Source organism: Pseudoduganella violaceinigra DSM 15887 (genome assembly GCF_000425385.1).
Lineage (GTDB): Bacteria > Pseudomonadota > Gammaproteobacteria > Burkholderiales > Burkholderiaceae_D > Rugamonas > Rugamonas violaceinigra.
On the sequence record NZ_KE384358.1, the window covers coordinates 459,568 to 480,974 of the forward strand.

19 protein-coding genes are annotated in these 21,407 nt (G+C 60.9%); 9 read left to right on the forward strand and 10 right to left on the reverse strand.

What is annotated here, in order from left to right; translation table 11 throughout:
* Positions 1-22: 22 nt before the first annotated feature.
* On the reverse strand, positions 23-1,261 hold the full coding sequence (gene odhB / locus H597_RS0124720) for a 2-oxoglutarate dehydrogenase complex dihydrolipoyllysine-residue succinyltransferase (protein ID WP_028104461.1): 1,239 nt from the start codon (positions 1,259-1,261) through the stop codon (positions 23-25).
* Positions 1,262-1,334: 73 nt separating this feature from the next.
* On the reverse strand, positions 1,335-4,190 hold the full coding sequence (locus H597_RS0124725; protein WP_028104462.1) for a 2-oxoglutarate dehydrogenase E1 component: 2,856 nt from the start codon (positions 4,188-4,190) through the stop codon (positions 1,335-1,337).
* A gap of 302 nt (positions 4,191-4,492) precedes the next feature.
* On the opposite strand from H597_RS0124725, the gene H597_RS33565 reads away from it, so the two are divergent.
* Together H597_RS33565 and H597_RS35175 are read left to right on the forward strand one after the other, a co-directional pair.
* Positions 4,493-5,557 carry a hypothetical protein gene (locus H597_RS33565; protein WP_051294088.1) on the forward strand — a complete coding sequence of 355 codons (1,065 nt, stop codon included), beginning with the start codon at positions 4,493-4,495 and terminating at the stop codon, positions 5,555-5,557.
* A 56-nt stretch (positions 5,558-5,613) separates the two neighbouring features.
* Complete coding sequence (locus H597_RS35175; protein ID WP_154668272.1) at positions 5,614-6,312, forward strand: hypothetical protein; 699 nt, start codon at positions 5,614-5,616, stop codon at positions 6,310-6,312.
* A gap of 28 nt (positions 6,313-6,340) precedes the next feature.
* Here H597_RS35175 and H597_RS0124740 read toward each other — a convergent pair whose 3' ends face one another.
* The gene (locus H597_RS0124740) at positions 6,341-7,240 is read right to left on the reverse strand and encodes a LysR family transcriptional regulator (RefSeq protein ID WP_028104464.1); all 900 of its coding nucleotides are present in this window, start codon (positions 7,238-7,240) and stop codon (positions 6,341-6,343) included.
* Positions 7,241-7,340: 100 nt separating this feature from the next.
* Here H597_RS0124740 and H597_RS0124745 point away from each other — a divergent pair, with 100 nt between their 5' ends.
* From H597_RS0124745 to H597_RS0124755, 3 genes are all read left to right on the forward strand, one after another.
* Entirely contained in the window at positions 7,341-8,189 is an 849-nt protein-coding gene (locus tag H597_RS0124745; RefSeq protein WP_028104465.1) for an MBL fold metallo-hydrolase, read from the forward strand.
* Positions 8,190-8,380: 191 nt separating this feature from the next.
* Positions 8,381-8,752 (forward strand): BlaI/MecI/CopY family transcriptional regulator, encoded by a 372-nt coding sequence (locus tag H597_RS0124750; protein ID WP_028104466.1) that lies wholly within the window; start codon positions 8,381-8,383, stop codon positions 8,750-8,752.
* Positions 8,753-8,758: 6 nt separating this feature from the next.
* The gene (locus H597_RS0124755; RefSeq protein WP_028104467.1) at positions 8,759-10,033 is read left to right on the forward strand and encodes a leucine-rich repeat-containing protein kinase family protein; all 1,275 of its coding nucleotides are present in this window, start codon (positions 8,759-8,761) and stop codon (positions 10,031-10,033) included.
* A gap of 101 nt (positions 10,034-10,134) precedes the next feature.
* Here the strand turns inward: H597_RS0124755 and gltA are convergent, their stop codons facing one another.
* The 7 genes from gltA to H597_RS0124790 form a co-directional block, all read right to left on the reverse strand.
* Complete coding sequence (gltA, locus tag H597_RS0124760; RefSeq protein ID WP_028104468.1) at positions 10,135-11,439, reverse strand: citrate synthase; 1,305 nt, start codon at positions 11,437-11,439, stop codon at positions 10,135-10,137.
* A gap of 45 nt (positions 11,440-11,484) precedes the next feature.
* Positions 11,485-11,766, reverse strand: coding sequence for an FAD assembly factor SdhE (locus H597_RS0124765; protein ID WP_028104469.1), 282 nt, complete (start codon positions 11,764-11,766; stop codon positions 11,485-11,487).
* Positions 11,767-11,771: 5 nt separating this feature from the next.
* On the reverse strand, positions 11,772-12,482 hold the full coding sequence (locus H597_RS0124770) for a succinate dehydrogenase iron-sulfur subunit (RefSeq protein ID WP_028104470.1): 711 nt from the start codon (positions 12,480-12,482) through the stop codon (positions 11,772-11,774).
* Positions 12,483-12,495: 13 nt separating this feature from the next.
* A complete protein-coding gene (gene sdhA, locus H597_RS0124775) occupies positions 12,496-14,274 on the reverse strand; it encodes a succinate dehydrogenase flavoprotein subunit (protein WP_028104471.1) in 1,779 nt (592 codons plus the stop codon).
* Between the two features lie 3 nt (positions 14,275-14,277).
* Entirely contained in the window at positions 14,278-14,643 is a 366-nt protein-coding gene (sdhD, locus tag H597_RS0124780) for a succinate dehydrogenase, hydrophobic membrane anchor protein (RefSeq protein WP_028104472.1), read from the reverse strand.
* Positions 14,644-15,066: a succinate dehydrogenase, cytochrome b556 subunit gene (gene sdhC, locus H597_RS0124785; protein ID WP_028104473.1), complete on the reverse strand. Its 423-nt coding sequence runs from the start codon at positions 15,064-15,066 to the stop codon at positions 14,644-14,646.
* 127 nt (positions 15,067-15,193) lie between these two features.
* Positions 15,194-15,970 (reverse strand): GntR family transcriptional regulator, encoded by a 777-nt coding sequence (locus H597_RS0124790; protein ID WP_028104474.1) that lies wholly within the window; start codon positions 15,968-15,970, stop codon positions 15,194-15,196.
* A 175-nt stretch (positions 15,971-16,145) separates the two neighbouring features.
* Between H597_RS0124790 and H597_RS0124795 the strand changes: the two genes are divergently transcribed.
* From H597_RS0124795 to acnA, 4 genes are all read left to right on the forward strand, one after another.
* The gene (locus tag H597_RS0124795) at positions 16,146-17,135 is read left to right on the forward strand and encodes a malate dehydrogenase (protein ID WP_028104475.1); all 990 of its coding nucleotides are present in this window, start codon (positions 16,146-16,148) and stop codon (positions 17,133-17,135) included.
* 96 nt (positions 17,136-17,231) lie between these two features.
* Positions 17,232-18,233 carry an HpcH/HpaI aldolase/citrate lyase family protein gene (locus tag H597_RS0124800; RefSeq protein WP_028104476.1) on the forward strand — a complete coding sequence of 334 codons (1,002 nt, stop codon included), beginning with the start codon at positions 17,232-17,234 and terminating at the stop codon, positions 18,231-18,233.
* On the forward strand, positions 18,234-18,635 hold the full coding sequence (locus H597_RS34385; RefSeq protein ID WP_028104477.1) for a hypothetical protein: 402 nt from the start codon (positions 18,234-18,236) through the stop codon (positions 18,633-18,635).
* A gap of 15 nt (positions 18,636-18,650) precedes the next feature.
* Positions 18,651-21,356, forward strand: coding sequence for an aconitate hydratase AcnA (gene acnA / locus H597_RS0124810; protein WP_028104478.1), 2,706 nt, complete (start codon positions 18,651-18,653; stop codon positions 21,354-21,356).
* Positions 21,357-21,407 lie beyond the last annotated feature (51 nt).

The window sequence follows — 21,407 nt, forward strand, 5'->3', positions numbered from 1 at the left end:
GGCGAAAGTCGCGGAGCCGGTTTTACAGGTCCAGCAGCAGGCGCGCAGGATCTTCCAGCGCTTCCTTCATGGCCACCAGGCCCAGGACCGCTTCGCGGCCGTCGATGATACGGTGGTCGTAGGACATCGCCAGGTAGTTCATTGGGCGAATCACGATCTGGCCGTCGACGACAACAGCGCGGTCCTTGGTGGCGTGCACGCCCAGGATGGCCGATTGTGGCGGGTTGATGATCGGGGTCGACAGCATGGAGCCGAAGGTGCCACCGTTCGAGATGGAGAAGGTGCCGCCGGTCAGGTCTTCCAGGGTCAGCTTGCCTTCCTTGGCTTTCTGGCCGAATTCGCCGATCTTCTTCTCGATCTCGGCGATGCTCATCTGGTCTGCGTTGCGCAGGATAGGCACCACCAGGCCGCGTGGGGAACCCACGGCGATACCGATGTCGAAGTAGCCGTGGTAGACGATGTCATTGCCGTCCACCGAAGCGTTCAGGATCGGGTACTTCTTCAGCGCGTGCACGGCAGCCTTGACGAAGAAGGACATGAAGCCCAGCTTCACGCCGTGTTCTTTCTCGAACTTGTCCTTGTACTTGTTACGCAGGTCCATGACCGGCTTCATGTCCACTTCGTTGAAGGTGGTCAGGATGGCGTTGGTGGACTGGGATTCGACCAGGCGCTCGGCGATACGCGCGCGCAGGCGGCTCATCGGCACGCGCTCTTCCGGACGGTCGCCCAGGTTGGCGGCGGACGGCGCGGCAACCTTCTGCAGCTGTGCCTTCGGCGCGGCAGGCGCGAGCGGTGCCGGAGCGGCTGGTTTCGGTGCGGCGGCGGCAGCCAGGGCGTCGCCCTTGGTCACGCGGCCGTCCTTGCCGGAACCGGCAACGTCGGCAGCGGCGATGCCGGCTTCGGACAGGATCTTGGCGGCAGCTGGCATGGCCACGCCGGACTTGTCGGCGGCAGCGGCAGGTGCGGCGGCGGCTGGGGCAGCGGCGGCAGCCGGTGCGGAAGGCGCGGCGCCTGGAGCGGCGTCGGTATCGATGATGGCGATGACTTCGCCGGCAACCACGGTGGCGCCGTCGGCCTTGATCACTTGCACAACCACGCCGGCGGCTGGCGCCGGCAGTTCCAGGACCACCTTGTCGGTCTCGATGTCGATCATGTTTTCGTCGCGGGCCACTGCCTCGCCGACTTTCTTGTGCCAGGTCAGCAGGGTCGCTTCAGCGACGGATTCCGACAGTTGTGGAACTTTGACTTCGATTTGTGCCATTTGTTATTTACTCCGTATCTTGTGTATTTGTTGCGCCGCCCGCTCGTGGCGGGCGGCTCACCCGCTAATGCGATTACTTGGTCAGAATGAAGCCCTTCAGCTTCGAGAACGCGGTTTCCAGCAGGTCTTTCTGCTGCGCGTAGTGCTTGTCGTAGTAACCCACGGCAGGCGAAGCGGACGCTGGGCGGCCGGCATACGCCAGCTTCTGGCCCGACTCCATGGCCTCGAAGATGTTGTGCTGGATCTGGAACCAAGGACCCTGGTTCTGCGGCTCGTCCTGTACCCACACCACTTCGGCCAGGTTCGGGAACTTTTTCAGTTCGGCAGCGAAGGCCTTGTGCGGGAACGGATACAGCTGCTCGATACGCACGATCGCGGTATCGGTCACGCCGCGGGTCTTGCGGGTGTTGACGATGTCGTAGTACACCTTGCCGGAGCAGGCGATCACGCGCTTGACCTTCTTGGCGTCGATCGACTCGTCCACCTCGCCGATCACGGTCTGGAAGGCGCCCTTGGCCAGTTGCTCCAGCGGGGAACCTGCATCCTTGTTGCGCAGCAGCGACTTAGGAGTCAGGATCACCAGCGGTTTACGGAACTGGCGCACCATCTGGCGGCGCAGCACGTGGAAGATCTGCGACGCGGTGGTCGGCTGCACAACTTGCATATTGTTGTCGGCGCACAGCTGCAGGAAACGCTCTGGGCGGCACGACGAGTGCTCTGGACCCTGGCCTTCGTAGCCGTGCGGCAGCATCATGACCAGGCCGGAAGCGCGGCCCCACTTCACTTCGCCGGAGCTGATGAACTGGTCGATCACCACCTGGGCACCGTTGACGAAGTCGCCGAACTGGGCTTCCCAGATGGTCAGCGTGTTAGGCTCGGCGGTCGAGTAGCCGTATTCGAAGGCCAGCACGGCCTCTTCGGACAGCACGGAGTCGATCACGGTGAACGGTGCCTGGCCTTCGGAGATGTTCTGCAGCGGGATGTAGGTACCTGCGTCCCAACGTTCGCGGTTCTGGTCGTGCAGTACGGCGTGGCGATGCACGAAGGTGCCGCGGCCGGCGTCCTGGCCGGTCAGGCGCACAGCGTAGCCGGAGGAAACCAGGGAGGCGAAGGCCAGGTGTTCACCCATGCCCCAGTCCAGGTTCATTTCGCCCTTGCCCATATTGGCGCGGTCGCCCAGCACTTTTTCCACCAGCGAGTGAACCTTGAAGTCGGCCGGCACGGTGGTGATGGCGGTGGCCAGACGTTTCAGTTCGGTCATCGGCACGGCGGTATCGGCGGCGTCGGTCCACTTGCGGTTCAGGAACGGCAGCCAGTCGACGGCGTACTTGTTCTTGAAGTTGGAGATCACCGGATCGATGGTGTGCTTGCCCTGGTCCATCGCCGCGCGGTAGGCGGCAACCATGGCGTCGCCGCCGTCGGCAGGGATCACGCCTTGTGCGATCAGCTTGTCCGCATACATCTTGCGGGTGCCTGGGTGCTTGGCGATCTTCTTGTACATCAGCGGCTGGGTCAGCGCCGGGGTATCCTGCTCGTTGTGGCCCAGTTTGCGGTAGCAAATGATGTCGACAACGATGTCTTTCTTGAACTGCTGGCGGTAATCCATCGCGATCTGGGAAGCCAGGACCACGGCTTCAGGATCGTCGGCGTTCACGTGCAGTACCGGCGCTTCGATCATCTTCACGACGTCGGAGCAGTAAATGGTGGAACGTGCATCGCGCGGATCGGAAGTGGTGAAGCCGATCTGGTTGTTGATCACGATGTGCACGGTGCCGCCGGTGCCGTAGCCGCGGGTCTGCGCCAGGTTCAGGGTTTCCATCACAACGCCCTGGCCTGCGAAAGCGGCGTCGCCGTGCACCAGGATAGGCAGCACTTGCGCGCCGTGGGTGTCGCCGCGGCGGTCCATACGGGCCTTCACGGAACCTTCAACCACAGGGTTGACGATTTCCAGGTGGGACGGATTGAACGCCAGCGACAGGTGGACCGGGCCGCCCGCGGTGGAGATGTCGGACGAGAAGCCCTGGTGGTATTTCACGTCGCCAGCCGGCAGGTCGTCGGCGTGCTTGCCTTCGAATTCTTCGAACAGGTCCTTAGGCGCCTTGCCCAGGGTGTTCACCAGCACGTTCAGGCGGCCGCGGTGGGCCATGCCGATGACGATTTCCTGCACGCCTTTTTCGCCGGCGCGCTGGATGATTTCATCGATCGAGGCGATGAAAGTCTCGCCGCCTTCCAGCGAGAAGCGCTTCTGGCCGACGTACTTGGTATGGAGGTAGCGTTCCAGGCCTTCAGCGGCGGTCAGGCGCTCCAGGATGTGCTTTTTCTTTTCGGCGCTGAAGGCCGGGGTCGAGCGGATCGACTCCAGGCGCTCCTGCAGCCAGCGCTTTTCGGCTGGATCCGAGATGTACATGTACTCGGCGCCGATGGAGCGGGTATAGGTGTCCTTCAGCAGGTTGGTCAGATCGCGCAGGGTCGCGGTCTCCGGGCCGAAGTAGGTGTTGCTGATGTTGAATACGGTGTCCTGATCGGCGTCGGTGAAGCCGTAGAACGACGGTTCCAGTTCAGGAATGCTCGGACGTTCCTGGCGCTGCAGCGGATCCAGGTTGGCCCAGCGAGAGCCCAGGTAGCGGTAGGCTGCGATCAGCTGGGTGGCGGCCACGCGCTTGCGGCCCATTTCGGCATCGGACGAAGCGACGATGGTGCGGATCGGACCGGCTTTCGCGCGTTCGGCGAAGGAGGCGATGACGGACGAGTGGATGACGTCAGGTTTGGCGCTGCCGTCGACTGCCGGCACGTTTTGCATGGCGTCGAAATACTGGCGCCAGTTGTCTGGCACGGAGCCAGGATTCTCAAGATACGCTTCGTACAGTTCTTCTACGTACGGCGCGTTCCCACCAAACAGGTAGGAATTGGACGTCTGTTGTTGCATCATTTCTTTGCTCACCTTTCTTCGCGCTTCGCGAGGAATTAGCGGGTTGTTCAAACCTTCCGCGACACGGCCTGACCGGTTAGCGGATTGCACATCAAGTTGTGGGGGAAGGGCTCTGTTGTTTCCAGATTTTCCAAAAACGGTCGCTTAGGATAGCACGTGTTCTTGAACTGCAACAACTAAAACTACCTGTGCCTGCTGGAAGCAATATTCATAAAAATGTAACATTTGGTGAGAATTTAAGAAATATTCACTGCTATAATTTTGCGCCATGAATTTTTGTCAATATTTCTTTAAGGAGTTTCATGCGTAAGTTTTTGGCTGCACTTTTTTCTCTTCTAGCTATCGCTGGCTCGGCATCGGCCCAATCCATCGGCTCAGTCGTGAGCACCAGCAACTGCCGCCCCGAGGGCTGCGGGTTGATGAAGCAAGGTGAATATCTCGAGAACGGCATCTACCGCCTGGTTATGCAAACGGACGGCAACCTGGTGCTTTATCAAATTGAAGGCGGAGCTCAAAAGGCCCTTTGGTGGAGTAACACGTCCGGCACCGGCGGCACCAATGCCGTCATCCAACTTGACAGCAATCTGGTCATTAAACGTTCAGACAACTCGACTATCTGGTCTGCAAAAACTACGCTAAGCACCGTCGCAAATACTTCGCTGAGGCTGGAAAACAATGGAGCCTTAATCATCCTGCAAGACCCTGGCACCAGTTCCACGGTGGTTTACCCTGGTCCAGTGCGGGCTCAAACGCAATCTCTTGGCTCGTCCGTGGGCACCGCGAACTGCCGCCCCGAAGGTTGCGGTGTGATGAAGCAAGGGGAATACCTCGAAAACGGCATCTATCGCCTCGTAATGCAAACGGACGGCAATTTGGTACTTTACCAAATTGTGGGCGGCACTCAAAAGGCGCTCTGGTGGAGCGGCACAGCCGGCTCGGGCGCTTCCAATGCGGTAATGCAGCTTGACGGCAATCTTGTCGTCACCCGCCCTGACAATTCGGTTATTTGGTCCACTAAAACCACACGCAGCGCCGCAGCTGCGAGCTGGCTGAAATTGTCCAATACTGGAGCCCTGACTATTGACCATGGCCAATTCCCGGGACAGCTTACTGCCGTCGTCTATGCCGACCCTAACGCTGGAGGAACCCCATCGAACGGTGGTGGCAACGGCAATGCTTGCACCCAACCACAGGGGTACCCAGTCTGCATCGGAAGAGGCTCCCTGGCACAGCAGCAGCTCATGGCCTATGGATGCACCATTTCTGACGCACGCCGTCAAGCCAGCATGTGGGGTGCTTCCTGGGGCCCTTGCCCTACCACCGTAGGTACCGGCTTCGGTTCTGGTTCCGGCTTCGGCTTCAACTGAAGCTGGAATAAATAGATGATTAAGAGAATAGTTGTGTTCAATTCGGGCCTGGCTAAATGATCAAGTTTGTTTCGGCTCTCGCCGCTATTCTCGTGGCCGCCTGGTTAGCCTGGCCATCCGGAGAAACTCAGCCGGGTGGCCAAAGTCAGCCTTTGGCGCATCAAAACTTGCCAGCTGCGGCCCAACGCACAACGGTGAACACCCGGGCTTGCTCGTCGGGAATATCCGCTTTTTGCCAAGGAAATCCGCCACCATCGCAATTGGCCTTGCGATCCCCGCAGCTAGAGGCCCGCCGTACGACTATGCGCAAGCTGGGTATCGTAACACCAAACATTTACGATGAGATGGGCTTGCTTCAACTCCAGGAATTGAGCAAGAAACACGATATTTATGCGGTGCTCCAGCTGGCAATCAGGCACAGAATAGAGATCGACTCCTTGCGGCGAGAGCCCGGGTATAACTTCAAAGAGCAGCCAAAGGAAGTTGAACAACGTTATTGGATTGAAGCTGTCACAGTTGGGCACGCCCATTCTGCATCCATTCTAGCCGAGCAGCTGTGGCGGGATGGCAAAGCTGCCGAGGCCGTTTCATGGTCTCTATTGGCGAAACAAATGGGTGACCCTGCTGCCGAGAACTGGTTAAAGGAAAAACAAGCGATATTGGATCCGAACGACCGAGCAGTTGCGGCAAATCGGGCTGTCGGCCTATTGAATTACGTTATACAACAACAAATCGAGATGCGATCAACTCAGTAACGCGACCTGTCAGCGAGCACATCTGCGACTAGAACACCGAACCATGCCTAACGAACCAATTAGCCAAGTGGTCCAGTAGAGCCCGCAGCGCAGGCGGCATGTGCTCGCGCGATGTATAAATGGCATGAATTCCCAACGTCCGCGGCTCCCAGTCTGGCAGAACTTCCGTTAGCTGCCCCATCGCCACCTGCGGCTGCGCCACGAAGCGCGGCTGCATAGCGATACCGGCGCCCTGCCCCGCAGCCGCCAGCAAAGCCATCGACTCGTTCGACGACAGATTGCCGCCGACCAGCACCTCCTGCGGCGGCTCCCCATCGCGCGCCAGGGTCCACACGCTCTTGCCGAAATAGCTGTAAGCCAGGCAGTTATGCCGCGCCAGATCTTGCGGATCGCGCGGTGCACCATGCTGCGCCAGATACGAAGGAGATGCCACCAGCATCGAACGGCACTCCCCCACCTTGCGCGCGATCTGGTTCGGCTCCAGCGCGTTGGTGATGCGGATGGCAAGATCGATTCGCTGCTCGACCAGGTTGACCACCCGGTTATCAACCTGCAGATCCAGCGTCACCAAGGGATATTGGCGCAGGAACCCCGCCAGCGCATCGGCCAGCGCCGTCTGCGCCAGAAACTGCGCGCACGCCACCCGCAGCAGGCCGCGCGGCTCGCCCGCCCCCGCATCGCCCGCTGCCGGAATCGCCCCGGCCAGGGCCAGCAGCTCGCGGCAGCGCGCCAGGGTCACCTCGCCCGCCGCCGTCAATCCCAGGCGCCGCGTCGTCCGGTGCAGCAAGCGGGCGCCGGCCCACTCCTCCATCTCCGCCAAATAGCGGGTCACCATGGCGCGCGACATATCGAGGGTATCGGCAGCCGCGGCCAGGCTGCCGCGCTCAGCGATGGTGACAAAGACACTGGCGGAATCAATACGGTCCATATGAACGATTTATGCAATAAACCGTTTCAATATATCCTATTTTTCGATCATGCGAAGCTGTCTACACTGGCGTCATTCAATCACCGAAAGGAATGTCGCAATGATCAAGCAAACTCTCGCCGCAGCCGCCCTCGCCGCAGCAAGCGCCGGCGCCAGCGCCGCCCCGCTGACCCTGGAAGTCTTCAACCCTGGCGAAGCCGCCATCTTTCCGGTCGCCTCGGTCCTGGTCAAAGGCGACAAAGACGCCGTGCTGGTGGACGCCCAGTTCTCGCGCGGCGAAGCGGAAAAACTGGTGGCCCAGATCAAAGCCAGCGGCAAGCGCCTGACCACCATCTATGTCAGCCACGGCGACCCGGACTTCTACTTCGGCCTGGACGTATTGAAAGCCGCCTTCCCGCAAGCGCGCATCGTGGCGCGCGGCACCACCATCGCCGCCATGGAAAAGAAGGCGCAAGCCAAGGTCGCCTACTGGGGCCCGATCCTGGGCGCCAACGCCCCGCAAGGCGTGGTGATGCCTGAACTGCTGCAAGGCGACATCGAGCTCGAAGGCCAGAAGCTGCAGATCAAAGGCCAGGGCGACCGCAGCTATGTATGGATCCCATCGATCAAAGCGGTTGTCGGCGGCGTCGTACTGTTCAAAGGCCTGCACGTCTGGATGGCCGACACGCAGACAGTGGAATCGCGCGCCCAGTGGCTGTCCGTCCTGGACGACATGGCCAAGCTGAAGCCGGCCACGGTCGTTCCCGGCCACTTCGCCCCTGGCGTAAGCTACACCCCGGACGCGATCAGCTACACCGCCGACTACGTACGCCGCTTCGAAGCCGCCACCCCGGCAGCGGCCAACAGCGCCGCCCTGGTCGCCGCCATGAAATCGGCCTACCCGCAAGCCGGCCTGGAAAGCGCCCTGCAACTGAGCGCCAAAGTCGCCAAAGGCGAGCTCGCCTGGTAATACTGCCGAGCCCGTGGCAACCTTGGGGTCAGGCTCTTTGCTTGCCACGGGCTCATGCGCATTTGCGGCCGAGTCCGTGGCAACCTCGGAGCCTGACCCCAAGGTTGCCACGGGCTCAAGCATTGCGCGGGTGTAGACTTTCCTGTCTAGATCATTTATTCTAGATCCGTCGATATTCATCCGGATCTATCATGCCCTTGCCCAAACCCACGCCCAGCGAACTGGAAATGTTGCGCCTCTTGTTTGCCTTGGGGCCGGCAACGGCGCGGCAGGTGCATGAGGCTGCCGTGGAATCGCGGCCGGATATGCAATACGCCACCGTCCTGCGCCTGCTGCAAGTCATGCATACCAAGGGCCTGCTGAACCGCGACGAAAGCCAGCGCGCCCACATCTATTCGCCGATCGAGCAGCAGGATTCGATCCAGACTTCCTTGCTCAAGGACTTGATCCACAAAGCATTCTCCGGCTCCGGCAAGGCCCTGGTGCTCGCTGCGCTGAAAGGTGGCACCGTCAGCGCCAAGGAGCGCGCAGAAATCCGCGCCCTGCTCGACGAAGAGAAGTAAGCGACGATGCAGACACTGGAACAACTGCGCGCCGGCGCACTGGCCGGCGCCACCTGGCTGCAACTACGCTGCGGCTTGACCGAATTCCCGCGCGAGATTTTCGAGCTGGCGGATACGCTGGAGATCCTCGAGCTCTCCGGCAATGCGCTGGACTCCCTGCCCGACGACTTGCCGCGCCTGCATAAGCTGCGCATCATCTTCTGCTCGGACAATCCGTTTACCGAACTGCCGGAAGTACTGGGCCGCTGCCCTGCCCTGACCATGGTTGGCTTCAAAGCCTGCCGGATCACGACGGTGCCCGGCGCCGCCTTGTCCGAGCGCCTGCGCTGGCTGATCCTGACCGATAACCGTATCGCGGAGCTGCCAAGGGAAATTGGCCGCTGTACCGATATGCAGAAGTTGATGTTGTCCGGGAACCGCTTGCACGCACTGCCACCGGAATTGGCGAATTGCAGCAAACTTGAGCTGCTGCGGATTGCCTCGAATCGCCTTGCGGCACTGCCGGATTGGCTGCTGGCGATGCCCCGCCTGACCTGGCTTGCCTGCGCTGGCAATCCTTTCAACGAGAAGCAGGCTGCCGCGCCGTCACCCGTGCGCAGCATCCACTGGCATGAGCTGCAGGTGCTGCACAAGCTCGGCGAAGGCGCCTCCGGCGTAATCCATCAGGCCACCCTGGACGGCACGACTGTCGCCGTCAAAATCTTCAAAGGCGCGATGACGAGCGACGGCTCGCCCGAGCATGAAATGGCCGCCAGCATTGGCGCCGGCCGGCATCCGAACCTGATTCCGGTTCTCGGTACGGTGCCAGACCACCCTGAACAAAGGCCAGCACTCGTCATGCCGCTGATGGATCCGCGCCTGCGCAACCTGGCCGGCCCGCCAAGCTTTGTCACTTGTACCCGCGATGTCTACGCGGACGGCCAGCAATTCAGTACGGGGACTTTACTGGGCATCGCACGCGGCATAGCATCCGCCGCTGCGCACTTGCACGCGCGAGGGATCATGCATGGCGATCTTTATGCCCACAACATCCTGAACTGCGGTGAAGGCAATGCGGTGCTGGGCGATCTGGGTGGGGCCTCGATGTTCGAGCCGGGCTCAACGCTTGCGGCAGCCTTGCAGCGCCTGGAAGTGAGAGCGTTCGGCTGCTTGCTGGAGGAATTGTTGGAGCGCTGCGAGGACGAACTCCCAAAGGTGCGCACACTCGCACTTGACTGCATGCATCTATCGCCGGACGCGCGGCCAGCATTTGCCAACATCGTTGCGAGGCTGGCGTATTGAGGCAGGTCAAAGGAGCGCGCTTCGTGTCCAAATGACAGACCTGACCCCGAATAAAAAAGCGAGCCGAAGCTCGCTTTTTCTTTGCCTGAAGGCTGCAAGAATTACTTGCGGTCTTTCAGCGGCGGCACGTCGCGCACGGCGGAGCCGACGAACAGCTGGCGTGGGCGGCCGATCTTCTGCTCTGGGTCGGCGATCATTTCGTTCCACTGGGCGATCCAGCCGATGGTGCGGGCCATGGCGAAGATGCCGGTGAACAGGGACACTGGGATGCCCAGGGCCGACTGCACGATGCCGGAGTAGAAGTCCACGTTCGGGTACAGCTTGCGGGACACGAAGTACTCGTCGTTCAGCGCAATCTTTTCCAGTTCCATGGCCAGCTTGAACAGCGGGTCGTCTTGCAGGCCCAGTTCGTTCAGCACTTCGTGGCAGGTTTCGCGCATCAGCTTCGCACGTGGGTCGAAGTTCTTGTACACGCGGTGGCCGAAGCCCATCAGCTTGACGCCGGAATTCTTGTCTTTCACCTGGGCGATGAAGGCAGGAATCTTGTCGACGGTGCCGATTTCTTTCAGCATGTTCAGGGCCGCTTCGTTGGCGCCGCCGTGGGCAGGGCCCCACAGGCAGGCGATACCGGCAGCGATACAGGCGAACGGGTTGGCGCCGGAGGAGCCGGCCAGACGCACGGTCGAGGTGGAAGCGTTCTGCTCGTGGTCCGCGTGCAGGATCAGGATGCGGTCCAGGGCGCGCACCAGCACGTCGTTGACTTTGTAGTCTTCGCATGGGTTGCCGAACATCATGCGCATGAAGTTGGCGGAGTACGACAGGTCGTTGCGCGGGTACACGAACGGCTGGCCGATCGAGTATTTGTATGCCATGGCGACCAGGGTCGGCAGCTTGGCGATCAGGCGGATGGCCGAGATTTCACGCTGCTTGGCGTCGTTGATGTCCAGCGAGTCGTGGTAGAACGATGCCAGCGCGCCGACGGTGCCAACCAGCACGGACATCGGGTGGGCGTCGCGGCGGAAGCCGCGGAAGAAGAATTGCATCTGCTCGTGGACCATGGTGTGCTTGGTCACGGTGTCGACGAATTCCTTCTTCTGCACCGCGTTTGGCAGGTCGCCGTTCAGCAGCAGGTAGCACGATTCCATGAAGTCGGCGTTCACCGCCAGCTGTTCGATCGGGTAGCCGCGGTATTGCAGTTCACCCTTGTCGCCGTCGATGTAGGTGATCGAGGAGTTGCACGACGCGGTGGACATGAAGCCAGGGTCGTAGGTGAACTTGCCGGTAGCGCCGTACAGTTTGCGGATGTCGATAACGTCCGGGCCCACGGTGCCTTTGTAGATCGGCATTTCCACCGATGGGCTGCCGTCGGAGAACGAGAGTGTTGCTTTGGTTTCAGAGATGTTCATGGACTCTTCCTTTAGGAGAGAATGCAGCAAATAAAAAACTTAAACTCAGGCTTGGCGCAGGCGTGCCAGTAACGCATGTACATGCGGCAGGTCTATTTCGCCTTCCGGCTCCTTACGGGCCAAGACCAGATCCATCAGTGCATTGTCCGACAAATCGAGGAGCCGCGTGAACGCGTCCACTTCCTCGTCGGTCAATCCTGTCTCGTGCGCATCGAGGAAACGCGTCAAGATAATGTCGTTTTCCAGCAGGCCCCGGCGTGCGCGCCAGCGTAGGCGCGCACGGTTGGTCGGATCGGCCTGGTGCGCTCGTTTTTCGAGTTCGGCCATTTTGTTTAAATGGCGCGGCGTACCATCAGTTCCTTGATCTTGCCGATCGCCTTGTTAGGGTTCAGGCCTTTCGGGCACACGTCGACGCAGTTCATGATCGAGTGGCAACGGAACAGACGATACGGGTCTTCCAGATTATCCAGGCGCTCGCCGGTGGCTTCGTCGCGCGAGTCGGCGATGAAGCGGTAGGCTTGCAGCAGGCCGGCCGGGCCGACGAACTTGTCCGGGTTCCACCAGAACGACGGGCAGGAGGTCGAGCAGCAGGCGCACAGGATGCACTCGTACAGGCCGTCCAGTTCTTCGCGTTCCGCAGGCGACTGCAGGCGCTCTTTCTCCGGAGGGATCGAGTCGTTGATCAGGAACGGCTTGATCGAGTGGTATTGCTTGAAGAACTGGGTCATGTCGACGATCAGGTCGCGCACCACCGGCAGGCCTGGCAGCGGACGCAGCACGATCGGCTCGCTCAGCTCGTTCAGGTTGGTGGTGCAGGCCAGGCCGTTCTTGCCGTTGATGTTCATCGCGTCGGAACCGCACACGCCTTCGCGGCAGGAGCGGCGCAGCGACAGGGAGTCGTCAACGTCGGACTTGATGCGCTGCAGCGCGTCCAGCAGCATCTTGTCGGTGTCTTTCAGCTCGACCGTCAGGTCTTGCATGTATGGCTTGGCATCCTTGTCCGGATCGTAGCGGTAGATTTTGAATTTCAGAGTACGTGGCATGATTCTGTGGCCCTTAGAAAGTACGTGCTTTTGGCTTGAAGGTTTCTACCGTCAGCGGCTTGGTGACGACTGCCTTGTATTCCAGGCGGTTGCCTTCGGAGAACCACAGGGTGTGCTTCATCCAGTTTTCATCATCGCGTTTCGGATGATCGTCTTGTGCGTGGGCGCCGCGGGATTCCTTGCGCGCATTGGCCGAAACGATGGTCGCTTTCGCGGTTTCGATCAGGTTGTCCAGCTCCAGCGCTTCGACGCGGGCGGTGTTGAACACCATGGACTTGTCCTTGTACGAAACGTGCTTGCGGCGCTCGTCCAGCTTCATGATCTCTTCCACGCCCTTGGCCAGCATGTCGTCGGTACGGAACACGCCGCAGTACTTCTGCATGGCGGCGCGGATGTCGTTGGCCACGTCCTGGACGCGCTCGGAACCGGTCGAGGTTTCCAGGCCGTTCAGGCGGCTCATGGCGAACTCGGCGGCGTCCTTCGGCAGCGGCTTGTTTTCCTTCTGCTTCAGGTTCTGCGCCACCACGTGGTTGCCGGCCGCGCGGCCGAACACCACCAGGTCCAACAGGGAGTTGGTGCCCAGGCGGTTGGCGCCGTGCACCGAGACGCAGGCGCATTCGCCGATGGCGTACAGGCCGTTCACGACCTTCTGGCTGCCGTCGCCGTTCGGCACGACCACCTGGCCGTGGATATTGGTCGGGATACCGCCCATCTGGTAGTGGATGGTCGGCACGACCGGGATCGGTTCCTTGGTGGCGTCGACGTTGGCGAACTTGTGGCCGATTTCCAGGATCGACGGCAGGCGCTTCTGGATGGTCTCGGAGCCGATGTGGCGCAGGTCCAGCAGCACGTGGTCTTTATTCGGACCGCAGCCGCGGCCTTCCTTGATTTCCTGGTCCATCGAGCGCGACACGAAGTCGCGCGGCGCCAGGTCTTTCAGGGTCGGCGCGTAGCGCTCCATGAAGCGTTCGCCGTTCGAGTTGATCAGGATGCCGCCTTCGCCGCGCACGCCTTCGGTGATCAGCACGCCCGCGCCGGACACGCCGGTCGGGTGGAACTGCCAGAATTCCATATCCTGCAGCGGCAGGCCGGCACGCGCCGCCATGCCCATGCCGTCACCGGTGTTGATGAAGGCGTTGGTCGATGCGGCGAAGATGCGGCCTGCGCCGCCGGTTGCGAAGATGGTGGTCTTGGCTTCCAGGATCATGCATTCGCCGGTTTCCATTTCCAGGGCCACCACGCCGACGACGTCGCCGTCGGCATCGCGCACCAGGTCCAGGGCCATCCACTCAACGAAGAAGTGGGTGCGGGCGCGCACGTTGCGCTGGTACAGGGTGTGCAGCAGTGCGTGGCCGGTACGGTCAGCCGCGGCGCAGGCGCGCTGCACAGGCTTCTCGCCCAGGTTGGCGGTGTGGCCGCCGAACGGACGCTGGTAAATGGTGCCGTCCGGGTTGCGGTCGAACGGCATGCCGAAGTGTTCCAGCTCGTAGACGACTTTCGGTGCTTCGCGGCACATGAATTCAATCGCATCCTGGTCGCCGAGGTAGTCGCCCCCCTTGACGGTGTCGAACATATGCCAGTACCAGTTGTCTTCCGACATATTGCCCAGCGAGGCGCCGATGCCGCCCTGCGCCGCCACCGTGTGGGAGCGGGTCGGGAACACCTTGGACAGCACGGCCACATTCAGGCCCGCTTCCGCCAGTTGCAGGGAGGCGCGCATGCCGGAACCGCCGGCGCCAACGATCACCGCGTCAAAGCGACGGGTAGGGATTGCAGATTTGATAGCTGCCACGATTTACACACTCCACAGAATTTGCAGCGACCAGGCGGCGCAAGCGACCAGCCAGCCGATGGTTGCGATTTGCAGGAACAGGCGCAGGCCGACCGGCTTGATGTAGTCCATCCAGATATCACGGATGCCGACCCAGGCGTGGTAGAACAGGGCCAGCAGGGTTACGGCGCTGAACAGCTTGAACCACTGCTTGGCGAACAGTTCCGCCCAGCCTTCGTACGACGGCGTCGACGAGGTGAAGATCATGAAGAACAGGACGGCGGTGTAGACCACCATCAGCACGGCGGTCACACGCTGGACCAGCCAATCCTTGACGCCGTAGTGGGCACCGACAACCAGGCGTTTTGGGCCGATATTATTCTTAGCCATTTAGAACACTCCAAACAATTTCAGTGCGACCAGCGCGGTCACAACGACAGTGATCACCAGCACCGCGGTGGCGGACTTGCGCGCGGAATCCTTGTCCAGGCCCACGTGGGTGTCCATCACCAGGTGACGCACGCCGGCGCAGAAGTGCTGGGTGTAGCCCCAGCACAGGGCCAGCATGACCAGCTTGGCGATCGGGTGGGAGGCGATGATCATGAAGTTGGCGAAGGTGTACTCGGAGCGCAGCGATTCCTGCAGCAGGTACAGCACGAACGGCAACAACAGGAACATCAGTGCGCCGCTGATGCGGTGCAGGATGGAGACGATGCCAGCCAGTGGCAGTCGGTATTTCATCAGATCCGTAACGTGGATGTTACGGAATTCTGGCCGTTCTTTTTTTGGGGTTTCCCGCACGGCTTCAGTCATATACAACCTCCCTATGCTTTATTACAAATGATTTGCCAAACTTGGCGAAACTGCGATTTTCGCCGATTTTTGCTCTGACGACCAATATGTATTCTTACATATCACCAAAATATTATTGCGGTGCACCTTAACTGAGATCATTTTGATAATGATGTCGCTCGGTTAAGTACAATCCGCGGCGCAATTCGACCGGTTTATCGCCGTAGGTGAAGGACACGCGCTCCGCGCACAGCAGGGGCGCGCCTGCCGCCACGTTCAGCAAGTCGGCATCGTCCGCCCCGGCGCACACCGCGCGCAGCTTTTCCTCGGCGCGGATCATGCGCGTGCCGAACTCGGATTCGAACAGGCCGTACATCGGCCCCTTGTATTCGTTCAGGCGCTCGGCCGTCAGGCCTTTGAAGATCAGACCGGGCAGCCACAGTTCTTCCACGATGGTCGGCACATTGTCGAAGCTCTGGACGCGCTTGATATATACCACCGCATCGCCCGATTTCAGGTCGAGCAGGCGCGCCACCTCGGCCGGCGCGCGCAGGCGCTTGACTTCAATAAAGCGCGATTCGGGATAATGCGGCACACCTTCGTCCGGCACCAGGCGCAGGAAGCGGAAGTGGGCGCGCGCCTCGTGGTGGGTGGACACGAAGGTGCCCTTACCCTGCTTGCGCAGTACCAGGTTTTCCGCCGCCAGTTCGTCGATCGCCTTGCGCACAGTGCCCTGGCTGACCTTGAAGCGGTTGGCCAATTCGACTTCGCTGGGGATCATTTCGCCCGGCTTCCATTCGCCCGATTGCAGGCTCTGCGTGAGCAGGCCTTTGATCTGCTGGTACAGGGGGGAGAACGTGGGAGACGGTGCGCCGGCCACGCCTAAGGCGTCAGAAGTGGTCTGGTTGGGCGTGACGGGATTCATAGCCCGCTATTGCACCACATCCATCCCTCTACGTCCAGAAAAATCCTATTACTTATATGTCTTATATAAGACATAAGATACGATTGACAGCCAGTAACTTGGAGCCTACACTCGCCCGAATTGTCGTATCATTACGAGCTTACACCGTTTTCACGTCCACTTTTGGAGATTCACCATGGCTAAAACCCCAATGCGTGTTGCCGTTACCGGCGCCGCCGGCCAGATCGGCTATTCCCTGCTGTTCCGTATCGCCAACGGCGACATGCTGGGCAAAGACCAGCCAGTCATCCTGCAACTGCTGGAAATCCCTGATGAGAAGGCCCAGAAAGCGCTGAAAGGCGTGATGATGGAGATCGACGACTGCGCATTCCCGCTGGTCGCCGGCATGACCGCCCACGCCGACCCGATGACCGCCTTCAAGGACGCCGACGTGGCCCTGCTGGTCGGCGCCCGTCCACGCGGCCCAGGCATGGAGCGTAAAGACCTGCTGGAAGCCAACGCCCAGATCTTCACCGTGCAAGGCAAGGCGCTGGACGCCGTCGCTTCGCGCAATGTGAAAGTCCTGGTGGTGGGCAACCCAGCCAACACCAACGCCTACATCGCCATGAAGTCCGCCCCATCGCTGCCAGCGAAGAACTTCACCGCCATGCTGCGCCTGGACCACAACCGCGCCCTGTCCCAGATCGCCACCAAGACCGGCAAGCCAGTCAAGGACATCGAAAAGATGTGCGTATGGGGCAACCACTCCCCGACCATGTACGCCGACTACCGCTTCGCCACCATCGGCGGCGCATCGGTCAAAGACATGATCAACGACCACGATTGGAACGCCAACACCTTCCTGCCGACCGTGGGCAAGCGCGGCGCAGCCATCATCGAAGCGCGCGGCCTGTCTTCCGCAGCGTCGGCAGCGTCGGCAGCGATCGACCACGTGCGTGACTGGGTGCTGGGCACCAACGGCAAGTGGACCACCATGGGCATCCCATCCGACGGTTCCTACGGCATCCCTGAAGGCACCATGTTCGGCTTCCCGGTGACCTGCGAAAACGGCGAATACAAGATTGTGCAAGGCCTGGCAATCGACGAATTCTCGCAAGAGAAAATCAACATCACGCTGAAAGAACTGACCGAAGAGCGTGAAGGCGTCAAGCACCTGCTGCCGTAATATCGTCTGAATACAGTGGAACCGGTTAAACCACCGATCCGCCGTACCCGCCGCGCTGCCGATGGCAGCGCGGCTGTTGTTTCATCATCCGTACCAATGCATCCATCCGAGGTTTTATTCCAGGGCACACGCCAGCCGCTGCTGCTCCCTTCCTGCGACCACTACGCGGGCAGTGAAAAGCTGATGCGCAAATCCATGGCCCTGCAACAAGAGCTTGGCCCTTTGTTCGACATCACCTTCGATTGCGAGGACGGCGCCGCCGCCGGCAACGAAGAATCGCACGCCAAGCTGGTCGCCCTGCTGCTGCTGGACGAAGCCAACCAGTTCAACCGCATCGGCGCCCGCGTGCACGATGTGAACAGCCCGTTCTTCGAGCGCGACGTCGAGATCATCTGCACCGAAGCGGGCCACAAGCTGGCCTACCTGGTGCTGCCCAAGCCGGAAAGCGTGCAGGAAGTCGAGCGCGCCATCGACCTGGTCAACCAATTTGCCGCCAAGTCCGGCCGCAGCACGCCTGTTCCAGTTCACGTCTTGATCGAGACCCACGGCGCGCTGCGCGATGTGCACGATATCGCCGCCCTGCCCCAGGTCGAATGCCTGTCCTTCGGCATCATGGACTTCGTCTCGGCCCACTACGGCGCCGTGCCGGGCAGCGCCATGCGCACGCCGGGCCAGTTCACCCACCCGCTGGTGGTGCGCGCCAAGCTGGAAATCGCCGCCGCCTGCCACGCGCACGGCAAGGTGCCGTCGCATAACGTGACGACGGAAATCAAGGACTCCGCCGTGGTGGCCACCGACGCCCAGCGCGCCGCCGCGGAATTTGGCTTCACCCGCATGTGGAGCATCCACCCGAGCCAGATAAAACCTGTCATAAAAGCATTTACGCCGCGTGTTTCCGAGGTAAACGAGGCCGCCACCATCCTGCATGAGGCAGAGAAGGTACAGTGGGGTCCGATTAGCCAGCATGGACGCTTGCATGACCGCGCGAGCTATCGCTATTATTGGACGGTTCTGCAGCGAGCCAAGCTCGCAGGCCTGCCGCTGCCGGACTCCGTTGCCGCCCTGATCGGGGCAGCCGAATCAAAAGGAGCCCATTAAATGTCGTTTATGAAACTGTTTACCGCCTGCGTCATGGCCCTCGCCATTGCCGCCCCATCCGCCCACGCCGCCCCCAAGAAAGCCGCCAAACCCGCCGCCACCCAAGGCGAGCCGGAATCGAGCGTGGCCGGGCAAAAGGCCACCAGCTATGCCTGCGAGATGGGCAACAAGATCACCATTTACAGCAACGCGGACGACGAGAATAGCGTCGTCATGCGCTGGAAGAACCGCCTGACCCGCCTGACCCGCGAAGCCACCACCACCGGTGCGCAGCGCTTCGAAAACAAGCTGGCAGGCCTGATCTGGATCGGCATCCCTGCCAAGGGCATGCTGCTGGATTCCAAGGTGAACCGCCAACTGGCAAACGAATGCAAATCATCTGATCAAGCGCTCGGACTTTAAATACAAGGAGAGGACATGTCCCGCAACACACTGAATACGCTTAAGGATTTCCCGATCGGGGGCAAGAAGGGTAAGTTCTACTCCCTGCCTGCCCTGGAAAAGGAACTGGGCGCCAAGATTTCCCGCCTGCCGGTATCGATTCGCGTCGTACTGGAATCCGTTCTGCGTAACTGCGACGGTAAAAAAGTGACCGAAGAGCACGTCAAGCAGTTGGCTAACTGGGGCGCCACCGCTGCCCGCACCGACGAAATCCCATTCGTCGTAGCCCGCGTTGTGCTGCAGGACTTCACCGGCGTTCCGCTGCTGGCCGATCTGGCCGCCATGCGCAACGTCGCCTCCAAAATGGGCGTCAACCCGAAGAAGATCGAGCCGCTGGTCCCGGTTGACCTGGTGGTCGACCACTCGGTCACCATCGACCACTTCCGCGAGCCGAAGGCCCTGGACCTGAACATGAAGCTGGAATTCTCGCGCAACAACGAGCGCTACCAGTTCATGAAGTGGGGCATGCAAGCCTTCGACACCTTCGGCGTGGTTCCTCCAGGCTTCGGTATCGTTCACCAGGTGAACCTGGAATACCTGGCGCGCGGCGTGCACAATGCCGCCGGCGTGTACTACCCTGACTCGCTGGTGGGCACCGACTCCCACACCACCATGATCAACGGTATCGGCGTGGTGGGCTGGGGCGTGGGCGGCATCGAGGCGGAAGCCGGCATGCTGGGCCAGCCGGTGTACTTCCTGACCCCGGACGTGATCGGCGTCAACCTGACCGGCGTGCTGCGCGAAGGCTGCACCGCGACCGACCTGGTGCTGACCATCACCGAAATGCTGCGTAAAGAGAAAGTCGTGGGCAAGTTCGTCGAGTTCTTCGGCGAAGGCACCGAGTCCCTGTCCGTGACCGACCGCGCAACCATCGCCAACATGGCGCCTGAATACGGCGCGACCATGGGCTTCTTCCCGGTTGACGACGCCACCATCGAATACTTCGAAGGCACCGGCCGCACCAAGGAAGAAATCGCCGCATTCCAGTCCTACTTCAAGGCGCAGGGCATGTACGGCGTGCCGAAGCAAGGCGAAATCGACTTCACCCGCGAACTGCACCTGGACCTGTCCACCGTTGCACCGTCGCTGGCCGGTCCTAAGCGTCCGCAAGACCGTATCGAAATCGGCAACGTCAAGGCCACCTTCACCGACCTGTTCTCGAAGCCAACCACCGAGAATGGCTTCAACAAGAAGGCCGACGAACTGACCAAGACCTACACCACCAGCAATGGCGTGAACGTGAAGAACGGCGACGTTCTGATCGCGGCAATCACCTCCTGCACCAACACCTCGAACCCGAGCGTGCTGCTGGCAGCGGGCCTGCTGGCCAAGAAAGCTGTGGAAGCCGGCCTGACCGTCGCTCCGCACATCAAGTCGTCCCTGGCGCCTGGCTCGCGCGTAGTGACCGAGTACCTGACCGCCGCCGGCCTGCTGCCCTACCTGGAAAAACTGGGCTTCGGCGTGACCGCTTACGGCTGCACCACCTGCATCGGTAACGCCGGCGACCTGACCCCGGAACTGAACGCCACCATCACCGGCAACGACATCGTTGCTGCGGCCGTGCTGTCCGGTAACCGTAACTTTGAAGCGCGTATTCACCCGAACATCCGCTCCAACTTCCTGGCATCGCCACCGCTGGTCGTCGCTTACGCGATCGCCGGCAACGTGACCCGCGACCTGATGACCGAACCGGTCGGCCAGGGCAAGGACGGCAAGGACGTGTACCTGGGCGACATCTGGCCGACCTCGAAAGAGATCAACGCCCTGATGAAGTTCGCGATGAACTCCAAGGTCTTCAAGTCCAACTACGCCGACGTCAAGGGCAACCCAGGCAAGCTGTGGGAAGCCGTGTCCTCGACCGAAGGCCAAGTGTACAACTGGCCTGATTCGACCTACATCGCAGAACCACCGTTCTTCGATGGCTTCGAGATGACGCCTAAGGCAGCGGAAGCCGGCATCAAGGGCGCGCGCGCGCTGGGCGTGTTTGGTGACTCCATCACCACCGACCACATCTCGCCAGCAGGCTCGATCAAGGAAGACGGCCCGGCAGGTAAATGGCTGAAGGAAAACGGCGTGCTGAAGGCCGACTTCAACTCCTACGGCTCGCGCCGCGGCAACCACGAGATCATGATGCGCGGCACCTTCGCCAACGTGCGTATCAAGAACAAGATGATCCCCGCCAAGGCCGACGGTTCCGCAGTGGAAGGCGGCATCACCATTCACCAGCCATCGGGCGAACAGCTGTCGATCTACGACGCAGCGATGAAATACATTGCTGAAGAGACCCCGACCATGATCTTCGGCGGCGAAGAATACGGCACCGGCTCCTCCCGCGACTGGGCAGCCAAGGGCACCCAGCTGCTGGGCGTGAAGGCGGTGATCTGCCGTTCCTTCGAGCGTATCCACCGTTCCAACCTGGTGGGCATGGGCGTGCTGCCGCTGCAGTTCATCGGCAACGATTCCGTGGAATCGCTGGGCATCACCGGCACCGAAGTGTACGACCTGAAGGGCCTGGAAGGCGAAATCAAGCCTCAACAGCAAGCCACCCTGGTGATCCACCGCGCGGACGGCTCCAAGAAGGAAGTGCAAGTCCTGCTGCGTATCGACACCCCGATCGAAGTGGATTACTACAAGCACGGCGGCATCCTGCCATTCGTGCTGCGCCAGCTGCTGGCCGCTTAAGACCGGTGGTGCGGTGTCTGGCCCGCCGGGCCCGGCACTTCTGCCGTTCTA

Bases quoted from the DNA above. Each gene is read 5' to 3' on its own strand.
- odhB (WP_028104461.1), bottom strand. From the start codon at position 1,261: ATGGCACAAATCGAAGTCAAAGTTCCACAACTGTCGGAATCCGTCGCT.
- H597_RS0124725 (WP_028104462.1), bottom strand. From the start codon at position 4,190: ATGATGCAACAACAGACGTCCAATTCCTACCTGTTTGGTGGGAACGCG.
- H597_RS33565 (WP_051294088.1), top strand. From the start codon at position 4,493: ATGCGTAAGTTTTTGGCTGCACTTTTTTCTCTTCTAGCTATCGCTGGC.
- H597_RS35175 (WP_154668272.1), top strand. From the start codon at position 5,614: ATGATCAAGTTTGTTTCGGCTCTCGCCGCTATTCTCGTGGCCGCCTGG.
- H597_RS0124740 (WP_028104464.1), bottom strand. From the start codon at position 7,240: ATGGACCGTATTGATTCCGCCAGTGTCTTTGTCACCATCGCTGAGCGC.
- H597_RS0124745 (WP_028104465.1), top strand. From the start codon at position 7,341: ATGATCAAGCAAACTCTCGCCGCAGCCGCCCTCGCCGCAGCAAGCGCC.
- H597_RS0124750 (WP_028104466.1), top strand. From the start codon at position 8,381: ATGCCCTTGCCCAAACCCACGCCCAGCGAACTGGAAATGTTGCGCCTC.
- H597_RS0124755 (WP_028104467.1), top strand. From the start codon at position 8,759: ATGCAGACACTGGAACAACTGCGCGCCGGCGCACTGGCCGGCGCCACC.
- gltA (WP_028104468.1), bottom strand. From the start codon at position 11,439: ATGAACATCTCTGAAACCAAAGCAACACTCTCGTTCTCCGACGGCAGC.
- H597_RS0124765 (WP_028104469.1), bottom strand. From the start codon at position 11,766: ATGGCCGAACTCGAAAAACGAGCGCACCAGGCCGATCCGACCAACCGT.
- H597_RS0124770 (WP_028104470.1), bottom strand. From the start codon at position 12,482: ATGCCACGTACTCTGAAATTCAAAATCTACCGCTACGATCCGGACAAG.
- sdhD (WP_028104472.1), bottom strand. From the start codon at position 14,643: ATGGCTAAGAATAATATCGGCCCAAAACGCCTGGTTGTCGGTGCCCAC.
- sdhC (WP_028104473.1), bottom strand. From the start codon at position 15,066: ATGACTGAAGCCGTGCGGGAAACCCCAAAAAAAGAACGGCCAGAATTC.
- H597_RS0124790 (WP_028104474.1), bottom strand. From the start codon at position 15,970: ATGAATCCCGTCACGCCCAACCAGACCACTTCTGACGCCTTAGGCGTG.
- H597_RS0124795 (WP_028104475.1), top strand. From the start codon at position 16,146: ATGGCTAAAACCCCAATGCGTGTTGCCGTTACCGGCGCCGCCGGCCAG.
- H597_RS0124800 (WP_028104476.1), top strand. From the start codon at position 17,232: ATGCATCCATCCGAGGTTTTATTCCAGGGCACACGCCAGCCGCTGCTG.
- H597_RS34385 (WP_028104477.1), top strand. From the start codon at position 18,234: ATGTCGTTTATGAAACTGTTTACCGCCTGCGTCATGGCCCTCGCCATT.
- acnA (WP_028104478.1), top strand. From the start codon at position 18,651: ATGTCCCGCAACACACTGAATACGCTTAAGGATTTCCCGATCGGGGGC.